Genomic DNA, 17896 nt, shown 5'->3' on the forward strand with positions numbered 1-17896 from the left:
ATTAGACACCTTCTACAATCTGTTTGATTTGATGTTCGACCGTCTGGACGAGTTCTTTCTGTGTCATCGTGCTCGGGTCAATCGACGGCAAAATCGTGACTTCGACTGTAGCCGGACGGATCTTACCCGTTTCCTCCATGACACGATAACTACCTGAAATCGCGACTGGTACGACGCGTGCGCCACTTGATGTCGCAAGGGTAAAACTTCCTGCTTTGAATTCCGCCATCGGTCCGCCTTTTGAACGTGTTCCTTCTGGGAAGATGATCATTGATTGTCCGTCCTTGATCGTGTCGACACCAGAGCGGATCGCTTTTAGTGATTGGCGTCGGTCTTTTCGGTCAATCATGACACACCCCATCAGATTCATCCAGACATTAACGATTGGAATTTTATTCACTTCGATTTTTGAGATGAATGCTTTTGGTTTATCAATTTTTCCAAGTAGAATCGGAACATCGAAGTTTCCTTGGTGATTCGAGATGAACACGACAGGTTCATTTGCCGGGATATGTTCATGCCCCGTCACATGGACACGAACGCCAGCGAGTCGGAGGAGAGAGTTCGCCCAGGCGCTCGCTACACGCTGAACGAATGCATAGCGCGCGAGATGCGTTCGACGTTTTGCGGTTGGTAAAAACGGTAAGGTACAGGGTAAGACAAGTCCAAAATAAATGAACCAAATGACAGTACGGATCATGGTAAAGTGACAACTCCTTTTTTCATTGCTGATGTTATTGTACAAAAAAAGACCAGGTGTCGCACCCGGTCTCCATGATTATTCCCAGTAACGAGGCTCAGATTCCTCTTCGCTTTCTCCAAGTTCGAAAGTGAGGCGACGTGTCGTCGGATCAACGGAGAACGTAGCGTTCGTGTTGTCGATCTGTTTGATTTCCATCGTCTCTTCATCCAAGATGAGAGTCAAGCGGACCTTATCTTCGTGATCTACGAGCAGTACGCCATCTTCCTTCAACCATAAATCGATGACAGGTGAGTAGCGGAGTGTCCAACCGTTTGATAAAGGGATTTCGTTCATAATGAATCTGTTCCTCCTAGGTGATGAAATCGTGTTCTTTATTTATCATGCTGGTCTGTCCCAGAGAATGCAAGTGGTGTACTCGAATCTCGATTAGGATAGGCAATTTGATAAGACTGTTCTCGTTTTTTCATGCGTTCGTACTGTTTTTTGACGCGACGGTATTGAATGTATTCAATGTAAGTCAGATAGGACGTACGGAGTAACTGTCGAATCGATGATAACGATAGGCAAATCGCTAACGTAAAGACGAAAACACCAATCGAACTTGTATAATAACCGGTAACAAAACTTAAGTATGTAGTGATGAGACCCGCAATCGTCGTGAATAAGTAGAAGAGCACGTCCGTTTCCTCCTCAAAATTAAAATATAGGTGTGTTCATCTAATTCGAGGTTGAACTTGATTTTCCTTTATCGTCCTGTAAATGTCCGGAAAAAATAAAAAAATCCACACGGAAGGTGTAGATTTTAAGGGCGATCGATTTGCTGAAGCGCTGGTGTCTTCGGAGTCATATCTGTACTGTTTGATCCTTCTGCAAAAACGATTCCAATCGTAGCAAGGAAAGCAAAAAATGCAAAAACCAATGTTTTCGTGAAGCGTCGAGCGAACGAACGCGATTGAATATTATGAAACATTTTTATCCCCCATATTTACCTAAACTAAACCTTCTTTTTCCTGTTATTTAATCATATATCTTTTTTTCAAAAAAATCACGCAAATGTGTTTCGTTCACAAATATGTCACAACTGTCATCGTGGGGTCGATTTCAGAGGTGAACAGAAAAAGAGTATAGTATGGTAGGGAAAGAACAGCAGGATGGTAAGAATGAACTTGAACCAATTCAAATAGAGAGAGGAGATGACCCGAAATGGGATTACGCGCAGGACAGGTTGTCACATTAAAAGTAGAACGTGAAGCAGAGTTCGGAGTGTTTTTGACAGATGGAAATGAAGATGTGTTGTTGCATAACAATGAACAGACACAAAAAGTAGCTCTTGATGATGAAGTAGAAGTCTTCTTGTATCAAGATAATGAAGGACGTTTGGCATCATCGATGACGATTCCAGAAGCTTCATTTGAAGACTACGTCAAGACGACGATCAATGGGACACGCTATAACACAGGAGTGTTCGCGAATATCGGGATTCAAAAAGATGTTCTTGTCTCACTTGACGATTTGCCGCAACGTCGGATGTTCTGGCCGGAAGAAGGCGATCAACTTTTCATTCGTCTAAAACATGATCAAAAGCTTCGTTTACTCGGAGACCCTGCACCATATGCTTACTTCAACTTACGAGCGAAGCCAGCTCCAGAAGAATGGAACAACATGGACGTCGAAGGTCTCGTCTTCTCACAACGCGAACCAGGCGTCAATGTCTGGGTCAACGATCAGTCAATCGGATTCTTGCATGAACGCGAGATGGAACGTTGGCCGCGTCTTGGAGAAGTCTTGAAATTACGAGTGACAAATGTAAAACCAGATGGTACAGTATTACTTTCAGCACGACCACGTGCCTTTGAAGCCATTGATACAGACGCGGAGTTGATTCTGAACCATCTACTTGAACATGATGGTCAGATGCCGTATGGTGATAAGACAGCTCCCGAGAAGATCGATGAAGTATTCGGTCTCAGTAAGGCAGCATTCAAACGAGCGCTCGGTCGCCTGTTGAAAGATAAAAAAATAGAAAAAAATGAAACGGGTATTCGGTTGACGCAATAATCAAACCGAGTAAGCCTGCGTTTCGAATAGATAGTAAGGAATTCATCATTTTGGTGGTTGCGGCTGGTTTGATTACCGGCGACCATTTACTGAATATACCCCATCACTAGTGGGGGCACGCGATGACGTTCATCGCACGGTCCGGGCACTTCGCCTTTCCCTCGCCCTTATGGCAACGATTATGATGGTGACTTCCCTAAACATTATTATGAGAGAAACCACTCTATCTTTATGGGATAGATTCTGTTATAATAGGTAGTCGATTGTATTCGTTACGGTAGCGTCTGTTTAGTGGCAGACGCTTTTCATATGACAAAGGAGAGTATTTAGCATTGACAACATTTCGTGAATTAAATCTTAGTGAGGCACTTATCAAAGGTGTCCTAAAAATGGGCTTTGAAGAAGCAACACCAATCCAAGCAGAAACAATTCCAGTCGGACTCAGCGGCGTTGACTTAATTGGTCAAGCACAAACAGGTACTGGTAAAACTGCAGCATTCGGTATCCCAACAATCGAGCGTCTTGACGCAAAATCACGCAACATCCAAGCGTTGATCCTTGCTCCGACACGTGAGCTTGCAATCCAAGTAGCTGAAGAATTGAACCGGATCGGTGAAGTAAAACGCGTTCATGCACTTCCTGTTTACGGCGGTCAGCAAATCGATCGTCAAATCCGTGCACTTCGCAAAAATCCACAAATCGTCGTTGCGACACCAGGACGTTTGATGGACCACATGAACCGTAAGACGTTGAACCTCGATCACGTTCAAACGGTCATCCTTGACGAGGCAGATGAGATGTTGAACATGGGATTCGTCGAAGATATCGAGAAAATCCTCGGTGCACTTCCTGAAACACGTCAAACACTCTTGTTCTCAGCAACGATGCCACCACAAATTCGTAAAATCGCAGATCGTTTCATGACGACTCCGACGCACATCAAAGTCAAAGCAAAAGAAATGACAGTTGAAAACATCGACCAGTCATTCATCGAATTGAAAGAAAGCCAAAAATTCGACGTTCTTTGCCGTTTGATCGACACGGATTCTCCAGAACTTTCAATCATCTTCGGTCGTACGAAAAAACGTGTTGACGAGATGACAGAAGGCTTGATCCAACGCGGATACACAGCTGACGGTTTACATGGTGACTTAACACAAGCGAAACGTGACCAAGTCATCCGTCGTTTCAAAAAAGGAACGATCGATATCCTCGTAGCGACAGACGTTGCAGCACGTGGTCTTGACATCTCTGGTGTCACACACGTCTACAACTTCGACGTCCCACAAGATCCAGAAAGCTACGTTCACCGGATCGGTCGTACAGGTCGTGCTGGTAAAACAGGATCGGCTGTCACATTTGTTACACCACGTGAATTCGGTCAAATTAAAACAATCGAACGTGTCACGAACAAAAAAATGTCACGTCGTCATGCACCAACGCTTGATGAAATCTTAGAAGGCAACTTGAAGCTTGCTGCACAAGAACTCATTAAACGTGTTGAAGCAAAAGACTCAAAAGAATATACGACACTTGCACAAGAACTCTTAGAAGAGTACGAAGCAGTGGAACTTCTTTCAGCAGCACTTAAAGGATTGACGAAAGAGCCGGATGCAACACCAGTCCAAATCTCTTCAATCGAACCAATCCGCGTGAAACGTTTCGGTAGCAACGGTGGTGGAAACCGTCGTCCTTACGGAAACAAAGGTGGAAGTGGAAGCGGCAACCGCAGTGGCGGATACCGTGGAAACAACCCGCGTGGTGGCGATCGTCGTGAAGGTGGTCGTTCATCTTCTTCATCAGATCGTCGTGAAGGCGGTTATGCTGGACGTAGCAACCGTAGCGAAAGCGATCGTAACCGTGGTGGACGCAAACCACGTTTTGAAAAGTAAACGATTCGAACCGATTTGTCACAGACAAGTCGGTTCTTTTTTATGATTTATCTAAGCGGTCATGATAAAATGAGCCATGAACGATAGGGAGAGGGCTGAATCATTCGTGTATACCATTTATGTAGCAGCATCCGTCTGTCTCGTTGCACTGATCGTCGCGACGAAAAAGATTTGTGAGCGGACGACAAAAGGACATTTTCGTTATATTCCGTTAGCGACCTTATTATTTGGTGGCATCATCTTTCTTGTGCTGGCCATTGGTAAGGGCGGAGCTGTTGGGATTCAATACGGTGTCCTGAGTATCATCTACTTGACGGCGACATTCGGTGTGTATTTGTATATCGCTATGCGGAAAGATACGACGTTATCGTAAAACAGGGGCTCTCTCGTTACAGAGAGGCTCCTTTTTTGTTAAGATAGAACAAGAGTACAAGGGGGGAATAGAATGGACGCATTAGATGTCATCGTTCATCCCGAAGAGATAGAGGCGTGGTTTCAACCGATCGTAGGCGCTGCCCCTTTTAAGGTGGAAGGGTATGAAATCCAGTCCCATTTTCGTGGAGAACCGTTAAAACCATTTTTTCAGGAAGATGATGTTCCGATCGAGTATCAGCTCGAAGTCATGGGACATGTCGTCCGTCAAGCATTCCAAAAAGTACCCTCCGATACACAAGCGTTCATCCTGATCCGTTGTCGTCCGGCTTGGTTGTTTGAGAACGGTGGGGAAGATTTCTTGCATGTTTTACGTACGGTCGACTCGTCGTTTCCAAAAGAACGGATGTATGTTACTTTGACGGATGTTCAAGTCGATGATTTTGATCGTCTGGGCCGGATCGTCGCTTACTATCAGAATTCTGGACTGAAGGTAGCGCTGGATCGCGCGGAAGCAACGAGTCTCGAACGCGTCTTTTCGATGTCGCCGGATATGTTAATCGTCGATCTATCTTCAATGATTGAGAAAAAGACCGTCTCAGCATCGTATCCGCATCTCTTACAGACGATGGAGCACCTTTGTGATCAGCTTGGAGCGCCACTTTTGTATAAAAACATCAGTCATCTTGGTCAACTTCGATATGCGTGGCAGCATGGTGGACGCTATTACATGGGGAATCTTTTAGGAGAGGCTGCGCCGGAATGGGTCATGACTTGTCCTGGAATGGAGGTCTTGATCCATGAAGTCCCGATGTTCTATAAATATGATCGGGAACAGATGAATCGCCTGTTCCAACTGGAGCAAGACTGGACAGTCCGATTTAATGAGTATTGTCAGTCCTTGAAGTCGGAGCAAGATCTCGATCAATGGCTGCTAATGCTCGCCCGGAAGATGGAGCCGGAATTCATCCGGTTTTACATCACGGACGCGAATGGCTTCCAACAGTCTTCGAATGTCAGTAAAAAGAGTGGCGAGTGGAAACTGTATTCCTTCTACAAGGGATACAACTGGAGTTTTCGTCCTTACTTTATCCGGACGACGGTAGCAATGGAGAGACGGCATAGCGGATATCTGTCGGAACGGTACGTCGACTTCAGCTCGAGTGAACAAACGCGGACGTTTAGTATGCCGCTCAGCAATGGCATGTTCTTATTTGCGGATATCTCCGCAGATTATCTATATCAAGAACGATTGAGTGAATGAGGAGGAAATGAAAGTGTTAGATTATGATTATGAAGCATTACGAGAAATTGGACGCATCGTCGCGATGGCGCGCGACGAGATGGCGGATGCCGTCAAACCAGGAATCACGACAAAGGAACTTGATGACATCGGAGCACGTATTCTGAAGGAGCAGGGAGCAGAATCTGCCCCGATCGTCATGTATGATTTTCCGGGAGCGACATGTATCAGTGTCAACGATATCGCAGCACACGGTATTCCCGGTAAATATGTCATTCAAGAAGGCGATATTGTTAATGTCGATGTCTCAGCTGTGAAGAATGGCTACTATTCGGATACGGGGAAAACAGTCATCGCAGGAGAAGCAAAACGTCCGGAAGATGTCCGACTCGTTGAAGTATCATTGACGGCGCTTGAAAAAGGACTCGAGAAGGTCAAAGCCGGAACGAAGGTCAATCAGATCGGAAAAGCGATCTATGCTGAAACGCGTAAGAGTGGTTTCACCGTCATCCGTAACTTAGCGGGGCATGGTCTCGGGAAGACACTTCATGGTGAGCCGGAATCCATCTCGAACTACTTCAATCGTGAAGAAAACGATCTGCTGAAGGAAGGGCAAGTCATTGCTGTCGAGACGTTCATTTCAACAGGAGACGAGTTCTGTATCGAAGATGAGCGGGATGGCTGGACGTTATACACACCAAATCGGAGCCTTGTCTCACAGTTTGAGCACACTGTCGTCGTCTTAAAGGACGGGTATGAGATTTTGACGAAAGTCGAAGGCAAAGAATCGTTCTAAAAAAGTTCGCATAATAAAACACAAAAAGAGGCAATGGAAGTCAATCCATTGCCTCTTTTTTGTCGTGGTGTTCTTGTTACAAAGAGATCCGGGAGGTTGCCAATTTGTTTAATTGGGACTCGGATACGGCTGGAGCAAAATAGCGAATGTGTCCGTGTTCGACATGATACGGGGTCTCGAGCAAATCTTCTTCAAAATAATCCGCAGTACTTGCCATATCGATCGGATAAGCGAGCCCTGGAAGTGTCGCGAAAGCAAGGGTCTGACGACGTCCGATGCCGCTCTCAAACATCCCTCCGAGCCAGTAGGGCGCTTTTGTTCGAAGGGACAAAGCGTTCGTCAGCCCACCGACACGTGCCGGCTTGATATTCAGAATCTGACCAGCGTGAAGCGTCTTCATCAAATCGGCATCCGCTGGAGCGACGATGGATTCATCTAGACAAATCGGTGTCTGCAAGAGTTTAGCGAGACGTTGATGTCCGGACCAATCCGACGCTACGAGAGGTTGTTCCATCATAACGAGACCGAATGAATCCCAATGCTGTAATAAAGGAAAGTCTGCTTCTGTGAAGCTGCCGTTAGCGTCAAACATCAAGGGCGCATCAGGGAAAGCGGCACGTACTTGCTCAAGAACGACGGTATCCGTCGGAGCGAGCTTCAGCTTGATCCGTCCATATCCGGAGGCGATCGCTTGTCCGACGGCTTCGACGGTCTGCGCTGCAGAAGCCCGTCCGAGTGCTTTCCCGCAAGGTACGAGGGATGATTCATCACCTCCGAGATACGTAGCGAGCGATTGTCCGGCAGCTGCTGCGAATAATTCATAAATCGCTCCTTCAAACATCGCTTTTGCCATCGGATTGCCTTGCACGATGCGGAAGCGGTACGTGACATCTGCTGGATGATGGAGCGGTTGGTCAAGTAACTGGTACAGCAGTGAAGCGATTCCTTGCAAAGAATGTTGTGTTTCGGACGTATACCACGGTGTATCAAACGCGACTCCTTCCCCGTAACCCATTCGTCCTTCCGAATCGGTCAGGCGCAAAATCGTCGTCCTGCGTATCGTTAACGTCGAGAGTGCTGTTTGCATCGGACGACGAAAGACGAGCGGTACATCGAACAATTCGGCAGACCGGAGGGTGATGCTCATAATGACTCCTTCAGTTGTTTCCGCAATAGTTTACCGTTCGCATTGCGTGGCAAAACGCTATGATAGATGTAATCAACCGGACATTTATATTTGGCGAGCAATTGACTGATTTCCGTTCGGATGATGGCTTCATCGAGTGAACTAACGATGAAGGCAACCGGAACTTGTCCCCATTTAGCATCAAATCGTCCGACGACACCTGCTTCTTGAATCCCATCGATCGAGAGAAGTGCTGATTCGACCTCAGCCGGGTAAATATTTTCCCCACCTGAGATGATGAGATCACTTCGACGATCGAGGACATATAGGTATCCATCGGCGTCCAAACGTCCTAAGTCACCAGTCTTGAAAAAACCGTCTGCTGTAAAGGCGTCTGCCGTTTTCTCTTCATCATGAAAATAGCCTTTCATGATTGTCGGTCCTTTGACTTCGATTTCTTGGTGGCGCGTGATGCGGATTTGCGTCGGATAAATGGCTTGTCCAGCTGATCCGATTTTTCGTAAGGCATCCTCAGGCAGAAGAGTCGCGATTTGAGAAGCTGTTTCCGTCATCCCATATGTCTGCATGACGGGAATATTGCGGTCGAGTGCACGCGTCAGAATCGGTAATGGAACAGGACCACCCCCTGTCAGTACGACGCGAAGCGCGTGACGACGTAGTCCGGCGTCGAGCAACCGATCAAGCATGACTGAGACGAGTGAGACATGTGTAATTTTTTCCGTCGTAATCCAGTGTAAGGCGCGTTCTGGTGAAAAATGTGGCTCGAGAATGATCGGTACTCCATAGATGACCGCTCGATAGACGACGGCTAACCCACTCATATGAAACAGTGGTGTGACAATCAAAAAACGATCCTCTGGCAGTGATCCGATATGACGAGCGGCATTCGTCGCACTCGAGAAATGATTCAACATCGTTTGTTCCACAGCTTTCGGATGTCCGGTCGTACCACTCGTAAAGAGCATTGATTGGACGTATTGTTTAGGCATATGGCGTATTAACAGATCGGGCACTTCTTTTTCATAAGAAAAAGCTCGACACGGAATCGCTGTATCGAGTATCCGGTCTGTTACGACGAGCCGCACATCTGCCTGTTTGAATTGGCGCAGCACTTCCGTTTGAGTTAGTCGAGTGTTGATCGGGACGACGGTTAATTCAAGCAATTGAGCAGCGTGAAGAGCGACGATATACTGTGCACTGGATGGACCGTAAAGAGCAATCCGGTCTCCGCGTGTCACGATCGTCGCCCACGTACTCGCCAAACGATGCGCGCGTGCATATAGTTCAGACCACGTCCAACGCTCCGTTTCCGTAATGAGCGCGATGTCATCCGGTTGCTCTTTTGCCCGTGTATAGATCCAAGGATACAAAATAGTCACTTCCTTTTTGATGAATATACGAAAAAGGTTCAATGTCATAAGACGATTGAACCTTTTTTTCATTATGGGAAACGCGGAAACTGTCCGAAGTCAGGATTGCGTTTTTCTTTGAACGCATCGCGTCCTTCTTTTGCTTCGTCAGTCGTGTAGTACAGTAATGTTGCATCTCCTGCGAGTTGCTGAATCCCTGCGAGACCATCTGAATCGGCGTTGAATGCCGCTTTGAGGAAACGAAGAGCCGTTGGTGAATGTTGAAGAATTTCAGCACACCATTGAATCGTTTCTTGCTCGAGATCCGCGAGTGGAACGACCGTGTTGACGAGTCCCATATCAAGTGCTTGCTGTGCGTCATATTGACGGCAGAGGTACCAGATTTCACGCGCTTTCTTGTGTCCAACGACGCGTGCGAGGTAACCAGAGCCATATCCAGCATCGAATGAACCGACTTTTGGACCTGTTTGTCCGAAGCGGGCGTTGTCTGCAGCGATCGTCAAGTCACACACGAGGTGAAGGACGTGTCCGCCACCAATCGCATAACCTGCGACCATAGCGATGACTGGTTTCGGGATGACACGAATCAAACGTTGAAGATCAAGGACGTTTAAACGTGGGATTTCATCGTCGCCGACATATCCACCATGTCCGCGTACCTTTTGGTCTCCACCAGAGCAGAATGCGAGATCGCCTTCACCTGTTAAGATGATGACGCCGACGTTTTGATCGTCACGTGCACGTGAAAATGCGTCGATGAGTTCATGGACCGTGTGTGGTCGGAACGCATTGCGAACTTCTGGACGGTTGATCGTGATTTTTGCGATCCCGTTCCATTGTTCATATTTGATGTCTTCATAGCTACGGGCTGATACCCATTCCGGAGCGTATTTCATTTGAATTCCCCCAATATGTTAGTGATGAATAAGTAGATTCTTTACCATTGTAACAAACTTTTGCGGTTGGTCGATATGTGGGGCATGCGAAGCATGCAAAATCACGTGAATTTTTTCAGGTGATGCCGCTCGTAAGGCGATGGTGCGGAATTTTTCATCCTCTTCCCCGACGATCCAATCAATCTCTTTCGGAAGGCATGACCAAAGAGAGGGCATGCTTCCTGTACCTTGTGCTCGAAGCGAAGCACTCAGACCTTCAACCGTTTGAGACATACGCTCCTGACGCAGTCGCGTGCGTTGTTGTTCTTTGAGAAGCGCTTGAGGTTTAAATAATCCAAGTGTCTCCCAATGATCAATGAAAGCTTCGAGTCCATCCTTTTCGAGTCGCTCCGCTAACATACGATCGGATGCACGACGTACTTTTCGCTCCACTGCCGTCTTGATACCTGGTGTTGTACTAACAGCGATTGTTCGAGCGATTTGCTCAGAGACGACGCTCAACATTAAGGCGATTCGTCCGCCCATCGAATAACCGAGGACAATCCATGGCTCGGATCGTGTAGCGAGCAGCACCTCAAGATCCTTGACTTGTTGTGTCAAACGCATTCGTTGATTAGACGCTGGTATCGTTTCTCCATGTCCCATCAAATCGAGGCGGTAGACGGTGAAGTGAGTCGATAAATGCTCACTTAGCATGTCCCACGTCGAGAGGGAGCCTGTAAAACCGTGGAGTAATAAGAGCGGTGGACCAGCTCCCTCGATTTTCACATGATAGGGATGACCGCGTAAAATCATCGGAATACCTCGGCTAACGCTTGATTCGTCACGTCCCAAATCGAACGATGCATCTGTACGTTTTCGATTCGTGTTGTCTTGACTTCAAGTATCCGAGTGACATTCGTCTCTTCCGCAAGTGCTTGACGTAACGCAGCAATCGAATCAATCGCCTGATAGGTCACACCGTAGCCGGAGGCGAGGGAGGCGAAGTCGAGATGCTGCGGTGTACCGAATAGTGGCTCGAACACCGCTTGCTCGAGTTGCTGTTGCGGTAAGAAGCTAAAGATGCCGCCACCCGCATTGTTGACGAGAATGATCGTTAACGGAAGCGTGCGCGCTGTCATCAGCCCGTTGATATCATGAATGAATGCCAGGTCACCAACGAGTAAATAGCGGTGTTTGGCATCAAACGTTGCCCCGAGAGCACTCGAGAGGATGCCGTCAATCCCATTTGCTCCACGGTTCGCGAGTAGACGAAGGGGTGTTCCTGTAGGCAAGAACGTATCAATATCTCGGATTGGCATACTGTTCGAAACGAATAGGCTTCCTTCTTGTAACGTCGTTAACGCGCGGACGACGTTATACTCCGTCATCTCCTCTTGATCGATCGTCGTAAAGGCATCGGTGACGCGTCGCTCTGCCTGTTGTAACAGATTGAGGTACGTAGGGTCATGCGGAACGGGCTCATGATGTTCGAGTTGTCGCGCGTGACCAATCACGAAATCCGAATGGAGTTGGGGATCGCGCCAATTCCCTGGATGACCAACGACTGTCGTCGGAATATCCCGAGACCAAAGCAGATAAGGTTTTGACGTCGGCATGGCGCCGAAACGAATGATTCGATCCGGTCGGACGTGCTGAGCGGTGGACGGATGTTTTAGCCATGTATCGTAGTAGGCAAAGACGTGATCATCATGCGATTGCCGCCCTTGACTGAGTGGATCTGCTAAGACCGGAATCCCTGCTTGTTTTGCATACGAGATGACAATCTGACTGTCCGCGGCAGCAAGTTGTGGTCCAAGTACAAAAAGAAGGCGCTCTTTCTGAAGCACGATCGCTAAGGCGTTATTTACTCCCGATGTCGGTTCAGGTAAAACGCCGACAGAACGACCTGTTCGTAAAAGATCGAGTTCAGGCACGAGTGGTTCACGTAATGGAACGTTGATTTGAACTGGTCCCGCCGGTTCCGTCAGGGAGAGCAGGGTTGCACGTTGTGCGACATGAGCGACGTAAGGAAGACTCGCTTCTTCCGCTAAGGGAAGATCAAATGCATGACGAACCTGCTTGCCGTATAGTCCGACCTGATCGATGGCTTGAGGTGCCCCGACATTACGTAATTCATGAGGTCGATCGGCAGTCAAAACGATCAATGGAAGTTCAAAAATATTAGCTTCGGTTACTGCTGAATAATAGTTCGTCGCAGCGGTACCGCTTGTACAAATTAGCGCAACGGGACGAACACGCTCTTCCGTCCGTGTTAAACCTAAAGCAAAAAAACTAGCCGACCGTTCGTCAACAAGGACGTGGGTACGGCTAGACGGATGCAGAAAAGCTGCAATAGCAAGTGGTGTCGAGCGGGAACCGGGACTGATGACGAAGTCCCGGACACCAGACGCAACGAGCGTATCAATTAACGTGTGCATCCACTTAGTCAACATAAATATCATCCTTTTCAATCGAACCAATGTGTGAAAGAGCTTGTAACATCGGTGATAGTTTAGTTTCCGTCTCTGCTAGCTCGCTGTCGAAATGAGAACCTTCAACAAGACCGCAACCGGCATAAAGAATGACAGCCCGTTCCGTAAATAATCCAGAGCGAATGGCAACAATGAATTCCCCATCATCCTGTCCGTTCATCCAACCGACGGGTGAACCGTACCAACCCCGTTCGAACGTTTCAATCTCTTGGATCGCATCGACCGCTAATTGCTTTGGCTCGCCACCAAGTGCAGGTGTCGGATGAAGTTTCTCAATCAGTTGGAATAACGTGACATCTGCTTTTAAACGCGCTGTGATCGGTGTATAGAGATGTTGGATATGACGATTTTTTAAGAGAATCGGGGTATCCGGACAATCCAGTTGCTCTGAAAAAGCAGATAACGTCCGTTCGATCGAATCAGCGACAATCCCGTGCTCCATTCGGTTCTTTTGATCTTGTAATAACGATTGACCGAGTGCCTCATCCATCTCATCCGTCGCGTGGCGCGGTGCAGAACCGGCGACGGCTGCTGTCTCAAGGCGACGTCCACGTTTTTGGACGAGTCGTTCCGGTGTGGCTCCGATAAAGGCCTCTTCCGGATTCGGCTGGAAGCAGAAGACATAGCTACCGGGCTGCGTATCTTCGAGTTCAGCAACGACGGCGGCTACATCAAGTGGGCGGTCCAGTTCGTAGACGACTTCCCGCGCCAAAACGATTTTTTCAAGTGTTGTCTCCAAGTAATGCATCGCTTGTTGAAACGAGGCTTCAAAGGCTTCATTTCCATCCCGAGATAGACGTAAACGCGTGACGCCTGTCGAAGTCGGTGTTTGCGGTTGATTAACTTTGGCGAAATCAAGTGCGAGCTGATTTAAGATTGAATCGACTTGATCCATCGGTTCAACACGGGCAAAGATCGTCACGCGTGTCTTACCATCTTGCTCTAAGAATAAAAACTTCGGAATCGTCATCGAAGCGTCTCCAAAGGAAGACCAGCGATAATCCGGTTGGTTAAGTTCAGTGAAAGAGAATCCGCTGAACGCAAACAAATCATGACCTACATGGTCGCGATTCACATTTGTCCATTGCGATTGAATTCGTAAAAAACGATCCGTTCCTGAAGCCTGAAGTTGTTGTACGATACCAAACCCAATGGCCCGCATCGAGCGATCAGGTGTCGCGAAATAAAATCGTTCCTCGATACCCTGTTCGAGAGAACGCATGTCAGTTGCTTCGATTTCCCATGAATACGAAGCAAGTATAGGTCGTTGTGAGGCATTCGCCTGACTGACGGCCTGTTCGATACACTGTTTTAGCTCTTGTTGAGCGTAAGCCATACCGCTCATTGCCCCCTAGTCTGTAGATACTGTGATATGTTTCACTTATTCTAAGTGTAAACTTTTTGCGGACAAAAAAGAAGGAATAAGCTATCTTGGATTGAACATTGACATCAAAAAACGAAACCCGCTACACTTAGACAGGAAAGGGGTTATTATATGAATAAATCAATCGCTGTCTATTGGCGAATGACACGGCCGCATACACTGACAGCAAGTTTTGTTCCGGTCGTCGTCGGTACGGCAGTTGTCGCACCACGTGTGGAATCGATACGCTTGGATTTGTTCGTAGCGATGTTAATCGCATCGATGTTGATTCAAATCGCAACGAATCTGTTCAATGAATACTACGATTACAAACGTGGTTTAGATACAGAGGAATCGGTCGGAATCGGTGGATCAATCGTACGTGATGGATTCAAGCCAGGTACGATTCTTGCATTTGCACTTACGTTGTATGGCATTTCCGCGCTACTCGGTGTGTATCTATGCATCGAGACTTCGTGGTGGTTGCTTGTCGTAGGACTCATTTCGATGTTCGTCGGATATATTTACACCGGAGGACCACTACCGATCGCGTATACACCGTTTGGGGAAGTGGTTGCTGGCTTTTTCATGGGATATATCATCATTGCGATCTCCGCCTACTTGCAAATTGGTTATGTACCAACGGAAGCCATTGCGATTTCGATACCTGTTGCCATCTTGATCGGTTCAATCCTGCTTGCAAATAACATTCGGGACTTGGATAATGACAAGGTCAACGGACGAAAAACGATTGCCTGTCTTGTAGGGCATCGCCGTGCCGTGTACGTTTTGATCGGATTTTTTGCGGCAGCTGTCCTGTCACTCATCATTGCTGTACTGGCATTCGAAGTCTCTTGGTTTGCCTTACTTGCGTTGTTAAGTATTCCGCTCATGATTAAAACGGTCCGTCTCTTCTGGGAGGACTTGCCACCAGAACAACTGATGCCTGGTATGGCGCAGACTGGCAAAGTAAATACGATTTTCGGATTATTACTCGCAATCAGTCTCGTGATTGCGAACATCTAAATTCAAACAAAGCAGCAGGCGATTCGCTTGCTGTTTTTTTATGAGAAGATAGCGAACAGTTAGAAAAAAAGTGCTTCGGTTGTCACTGATTTAAAATTTTACTATAATTGAAGCAATGTGCCTGAAAGATCAATTCAAGGATCGGGAATCAGGAAATATGGTTAGAGGTGGAACTGGAATGAATAAAATCGCGGTAATCGGAAAAGTATTCGTCGACATAAAAGGAACTTCGTTCGCTCCTTTGCACAAGGATGCGAAAAACGTAGGAGACATCACGTTTTCGAATGGAGGAACAGGACGCAACGTAGCACAAAACTTAGCCGTCCTCGGGAATGAAGTTCGCTTTATCTCGACGGTTACGAATGATCAGATTGGCGTGGGAGTGCTCGATGAGCTGAAATCTTACGGTGCGAATGTGGATCATGTCGAAATGTTAGAAGATCATGGAATGGGTATGTGGCTAGCGGTCATGGATAACGAAGGTGACTTGCAAACCTCAATCTCGAAACAACCGGATGCGAAGTTGCTCGAAGAGGCGATTTTACGTCAATCAATCTATGCGCTCGATGGAGTCGATGCCGTTGCCATCGATCTTGATTTGTCTGTTACAGTCTTGGAACGTTTGATTCATCTATGTCGCAAAATGGAGTTGCCATTGTTTGGTGTTTGTGGTCACTTGAGCGTCATTGAACGGAATCGTCATCTGTTACAAGGATTCACTGGATTCATTTGCAGTCGCGAAGAAGCAGAAATTTTGTCTGATCTGTCAATCGTGACGGTAGAAGATGCGATTCATGTAGCAAATGAGCTAGCGAAAAAAGGTGCTCCATTCACGGTCGTGACGATGAGTGAACTAGGGGCGGTCTACGTCGATCGTCGTACGGCGACGTCAGGTCATGTTGGAACGAAAAAAGTAAAAGTCGTCGACTCAACGGGAGCAGGCGATTCCTTCTTCTCTGCTGTCTTATCTGAATTGACAAAAGAAAAACCAGCAGAAGAGGCATTGAAGCTTGGCATGAAAATCGCGGCAGAAGTCATCGCTTCGACAGAAAACGGATTGGTTCCAGAAATGCTGGATGCCATTCAATGAATTAATTTTGAAAAGGGGTGGCGTCATGCCGATTCAACGAAGTGCGATCATTTTACGAAATGAACAGGATGAAATTGCGTTGATTCGACGGGAAAAACCGAACGAAACGTATTATGTCTTTCCAGGCGGTGGAAAAGATGATGGAGAATCACTAGAAGAGACAGCGATTCGTGAAGCACATGAAGAACTTGGTGTCGACGTGGAGTTGAATGGCATTGCTGCCATCGTCCGTTTTAACGGATTCGATAACCCTTATTTTTGGGCGAAAGCAATTGGCGGTCGCTTTGGAACAGGTATGGGTGAAGAATTCGAAGAGGAAGGGTCTGGTTATACACCAGTCTGGATTAAACGATCCGAGTTGCCGTCATTGCCGATTCGTCCACCGTCTCTTGCCAAACAATTGGCAGAAATGACAGAACCGTTCTATAAATTGATTCTTTCTGAAAACGAATGAGGTTTTAGTTGAAATAAAATGGGAAAAGTATATTAAAACAATGAGGTGGTCTTTGACTGCCTCTTTTTCATGAAGGAGAGATGACGATGGCGCATTCACGCGATCCTAAAGGGCTTGCCTTGAACTTAAAGCAGCGAATGTCCGATCACAACATTACGGATTATGCAGGAACACTCGCCTATTACTGGTTTTTATCCATTTTCCCAGGTATCATTTTCGTCATTTCCGTCTTGTCGTTCTTTGATATTGATCGTCAGACACTTGAGTCGCAAATCCGGGACTTAGCACCGGGTGGAGCCGTCAATACATTCACGGATACGATTTTTCAAGCCATCAAGGATCCGCAGGGGGGATTGTTATCGATTGGTGCGATTCTTGCCATCTGGTCCGCTTCAAAAGGTGTCGATCGCTTGATCACGACAGCGAACCATGCCTATGGTGATTTCTCGCCACGTGGTTTTGTCGCAGCACGCGGGATTGCTTTACTACTCACGATTGTTCTCGGAATCGGGATGTTATTATTGATTGTCTTGAACGTTCTTGGTGGTCCAATCATCACGTATCTTGCGAATTTCGTTCTCCCGATCGATATGGGGCAAAAAATCTTATTAACGGTCTTGCGTTACGTCGTTTCAACGATTCTATTGATTGGTATACTGTCGATCTTTTACCGCGTCGCACCAAAGCGCCCGATTACCTTTAAGGAAGCGATCCCAGGAGCCGTCTTTGGTGTCATCGTCTGGCAATTACTATCGGTCGGATTTGGATTCTACGTCTCGAACTTCTCAAACTACAATCAGACGTACGGTTCACTCGGTAGTGTCGTTATCTTGTTATTATGGCTTTATTTCACAGGATTGATCATCTTACTTGGTTCTGAATTGAACGCGTCATGGGAACGATTCATGAAAAAAGCGGATCCGAAGAAGATGGAAGAAAAGCGCTTGAAGGAACAAGCAGAACTCGATTCGATTCCGACGAATACGTTCGGATGAAGAGACGAAAAACGTCT

Annotated in this window: 19 protein-coding genes; 9 read left to right on the forward strand and 10 right to left on the reverse strand. The window is 47.0% G+C overall.

Annotated features, from left to right (window positions below):
* Position 1: 1 nt before the first annotated feature.
* The 4 genes from ASG02_RS11640 to ASG02_RS15725 all read right to left on the reverse strand — a co-directional run bounded on the left by ASG02_RS11640 (position 2) and on the right by ASG02_RS15725 (position 1673).
* On the reverse strand, positions 2 to 700 hold the full coding sequence (locus ASG02_RS11640) for a 1-acyl-sn-glycerol-3-phosphate acyltransferase (RefSeq protein ID WP_035412648.1): 699 nt from the start codon (positions 698 to 700) through the stop codon (positions 2 to 4).
* Positions 701 to 778: 78 nt separating this feature from the next.
* A complete protein-coding gene (locus ASG02_RS11645) occupies positions 779 to 1036 on the reverse strand; it encodes a hypothetical protein (protein WP_023467272.1) in 258 nt (85 codons plus the stop codon).
* A 38-nt stretch (positions 1037 to 1074) separates the two neighbouring features.
* Entirely contained in the window at positions 1075 to 1380 is a 306-nt protein-coding gene (locus ASG02_RS11650) for a hypothetical protein (RefSeq protein ID WP_035412654.1), read from the reverse strand.
* A gap of 125 nt (positions 1381 to 1505) precedes the next feature.
* Positions 1506 to 1673 (reverse strand): hypothetical protein, encoded by a 168-nt coding sequence (locus tag ASG02_RS15725; protein WP_023467274.1) that lies wholly within the window; start codon positions 1671 to 1673, stop codon positions 1506 to 1508.
* 233 nt (positions 1674 to 1906) lie between these two features.
* Here ASG02_RS15725 and ASG02_RS11655 point away from each other — a divergent pair, with 233 nt between their 5' ends.
* The 5 genes from ASG02_RS11655 (at position 1907) to map (ending at position 7064) form a co-directional block, all read left to right on the forward strand.
* Positions 1907 to 2761: a S1 RNA-binding domain-containing protein gene (locus ASG02_RS11655; RefSeq protein ID WP_035412657.1), complete on the forward strand. Its 855-nt coding sequence runs from the start codon at positions 1907 to 1909 to the stop codon at positions 2759 to 2761.
* A 332-nt stretch (positions 2762 to 3093) separates the two neighbouring features.
* Positions 3094 to 4653: a DEAD/DEAH box helicase gene (locus ASG02_RS11660; RefSeq protein ID WP_035412660.1), complete on the forward strand. Its 1560-nt coding sequence runs from the start codon at positions 3094 to 3096 to the stop codon at positions 4651 to 4653.
* A gap of 106 nt (positions 4654 to 4759) precedes the next feature.
* The gene (locus ASG02_RS11665) at positions 4760 to 5026 is read left to right on the forward strand and encodes a hypothetical protein (protein ID WP_035412663.1); all 267 of its coding nucleotides are present in this window, start codon (positions 4760 to 4762) and stop codon (positions 5024 to 5026) included.
* A gap of 72 nt (positions 5027 to 5098) precedes the next feature.
* Positions 5099 to 6289 (forward strand): EAL-associated domain-containing protein, encoded by a 1191-nt coding sequence (locus ASG02_RS11670; RefSeq protein WP_056063615.1) that lies wholly within the window; start codon positions 5099 to 5101, stop codon positions 6287 to 6289.
* Positions 6290 to 6302: 13 nt separating this feature from the next.
* Positions 6303 to 7064 (forward strand): type I methionyl aminopeptidase, encoded by a 762-nt coding sequence (gene map / locus ASG02_RS11675; RefSeq protein WP_023467279.1) that lies wholly within the window; start codon positions 6303 to 6305, stop codon positions 7062 to 7064.
* Between the two features lie 76 nt (positions 7065 to 7140).
* Here map and menC read toward each other — a convergent pair whose 3' ends face one another.
* The 6 genes from menC to ASG02_RS11705 form a co-directional block, all read right to left on the reverse strand.
* Positions 7141 to 8211 (reverse strand): o-succinylbenzoate synthase, encoded by a 1071-nt coding sequence (menC, locus tag ASG02_RS11680; protein WP_056063618.1) that lies wholly within the window; start codon positions 8209 to 8211, stop codon positions 7141 to 7143.
* A complete protein-coding gene (gene menE / locus ASG02_RS11685; RefSeq protein ID WP_369814211.1) occupies positions 8208 to 9590 on the reverse strand; it encodes an o-succinylbenzoate--CoA ligase in 1383 nt (460 codons plus the stop codon). Before menE ends, menC begins: the two co-directional genes overlap by 4 nt.
* Before the next feature lie 62 nt (positions 9591 to 9652).
* A complete protein-coding gene (gene menB / locus ASG02_RS11690; RefSeq protein ID WP_023469886.1) occupies positions 9653 to 10477 on the reverse strand; it encodes a 1,4-dihydroxy-2-naphthoyl-CoA synthase in 825 nt (274 codons plus the stop codon).
* A gap of 18 nt (positions 10478 to 10495) precedes the next feature.
* Positions 10496 to 11272: a 2-succinyl-6-hydroxy-2,4-cyclohexadiene-1-carboxylate synthase gene (gene menH / locus ASG02_RS11695; protein ID WP_056063624.1), complete on the reverse strand. Its 777-nt coding sequence runs from the start codon at positions 11270 to 11272 to the stop codon at positions 10496 to 10498.
* Complete coding sequence (gene menD, locus ASG02_RS11700; protein ID WP_056063627.1) at positions 11269 to 12912, reverse strand: 2-succinyl-5-enolpyruvyl-6-hydroxy-3-cyclohexene-1-carboxylic-acid synthase; 1644 nt, start codon at positions 12910 to 12912, stop codon at positions 11269 to 11271. Before menD ends, menH begins: the two co-directional genes overlap by 4 nt.
* Positions 12902 to 14287, reverse strand: a complete 1386-nt coding sequence (locus ASG02_RS11705; RefSeq protein ID WP_035412678.1) for an isochorismate synthase MenF — start codon at positions 14285 to 14287, stop codon at positions 12902 to 12904. Before ASG02_RS11705 ends, menD begins: the two co-directional genes overlap by 11 nt.
* 159 nt (positions 14288 to 14446) lie before the next feature.
* Here ASG02_RS11705 and ASG02_RS11710 point away from each other — a divergent pair, with 159 nt between their 5' ends.
* The 4 genes from ASG02_RS11710 to ASG02_RS11725 all read left to right on the forward strand — a co-directional run bounded on the left by ASG02_RS11710 (position 14447) and on the right by ASG02_RS11725 (position 17879).
* Positions 14447 to 15340 (forward strand): 1,4-dihydroxy-2-naphthoate polyprenyltransferase, encoded by an 894-nt coding sequence (locus tag ASG02_RS11710; protein WP_056063630.1) that lies wholly within the window; start codon positions 14447 to 14449, stop codon positions 15338 to 15340.
* Between the two features lie 178 nt (positions 15341 to 15518).
* A complete protein-coding gene (locus tag ASG02_RS11715) occupies positions 15519 to 16430 on the forward strand; it encodes a PfkB family carbohydrate kinase (protein ID WP_035412684.1) in 912 nt (303 codons plus the stop codon).
* A gap of 25 nt (positions 16431 to 16455) precedes the next feature.
* A complete protein-coding gene (locus ASG02_RS11720; protein ID WP_056063633.1) occupies positions 16456 to 16884 on the forward strand; it encodes an NUDIX domain-containing protein in 429 nt (142 codons plus the stop codon).
* Positions 16885 to 16970: 86 nt separating this feature from the next.
* The gene (locus tag ASG02_RS11725) at positions 16971 to 17879 is read left to right on the forward strand and encodes a YihY/virulence factor BrkB family protein (RefSeq protein ID WP_035412690.1); all 909 of its coding nucleotides are present in this window, start codon (positions 16971 to 16973) and stop codon (positions 17877 to 17879) included.
* The last annotated feature ends 17 nt before the right edge of the window (positions 17880 to 17896 follow it).

This window comes from Exiguobacterium sp. Leaf196 (assembly GCF_001423965.1).
Taxonomy (GTDB): Bacteria; Bacillota; Bacilli; order Exiguobacteriales; family Exiguobacteriaceae; genus Exiguobacterium_A.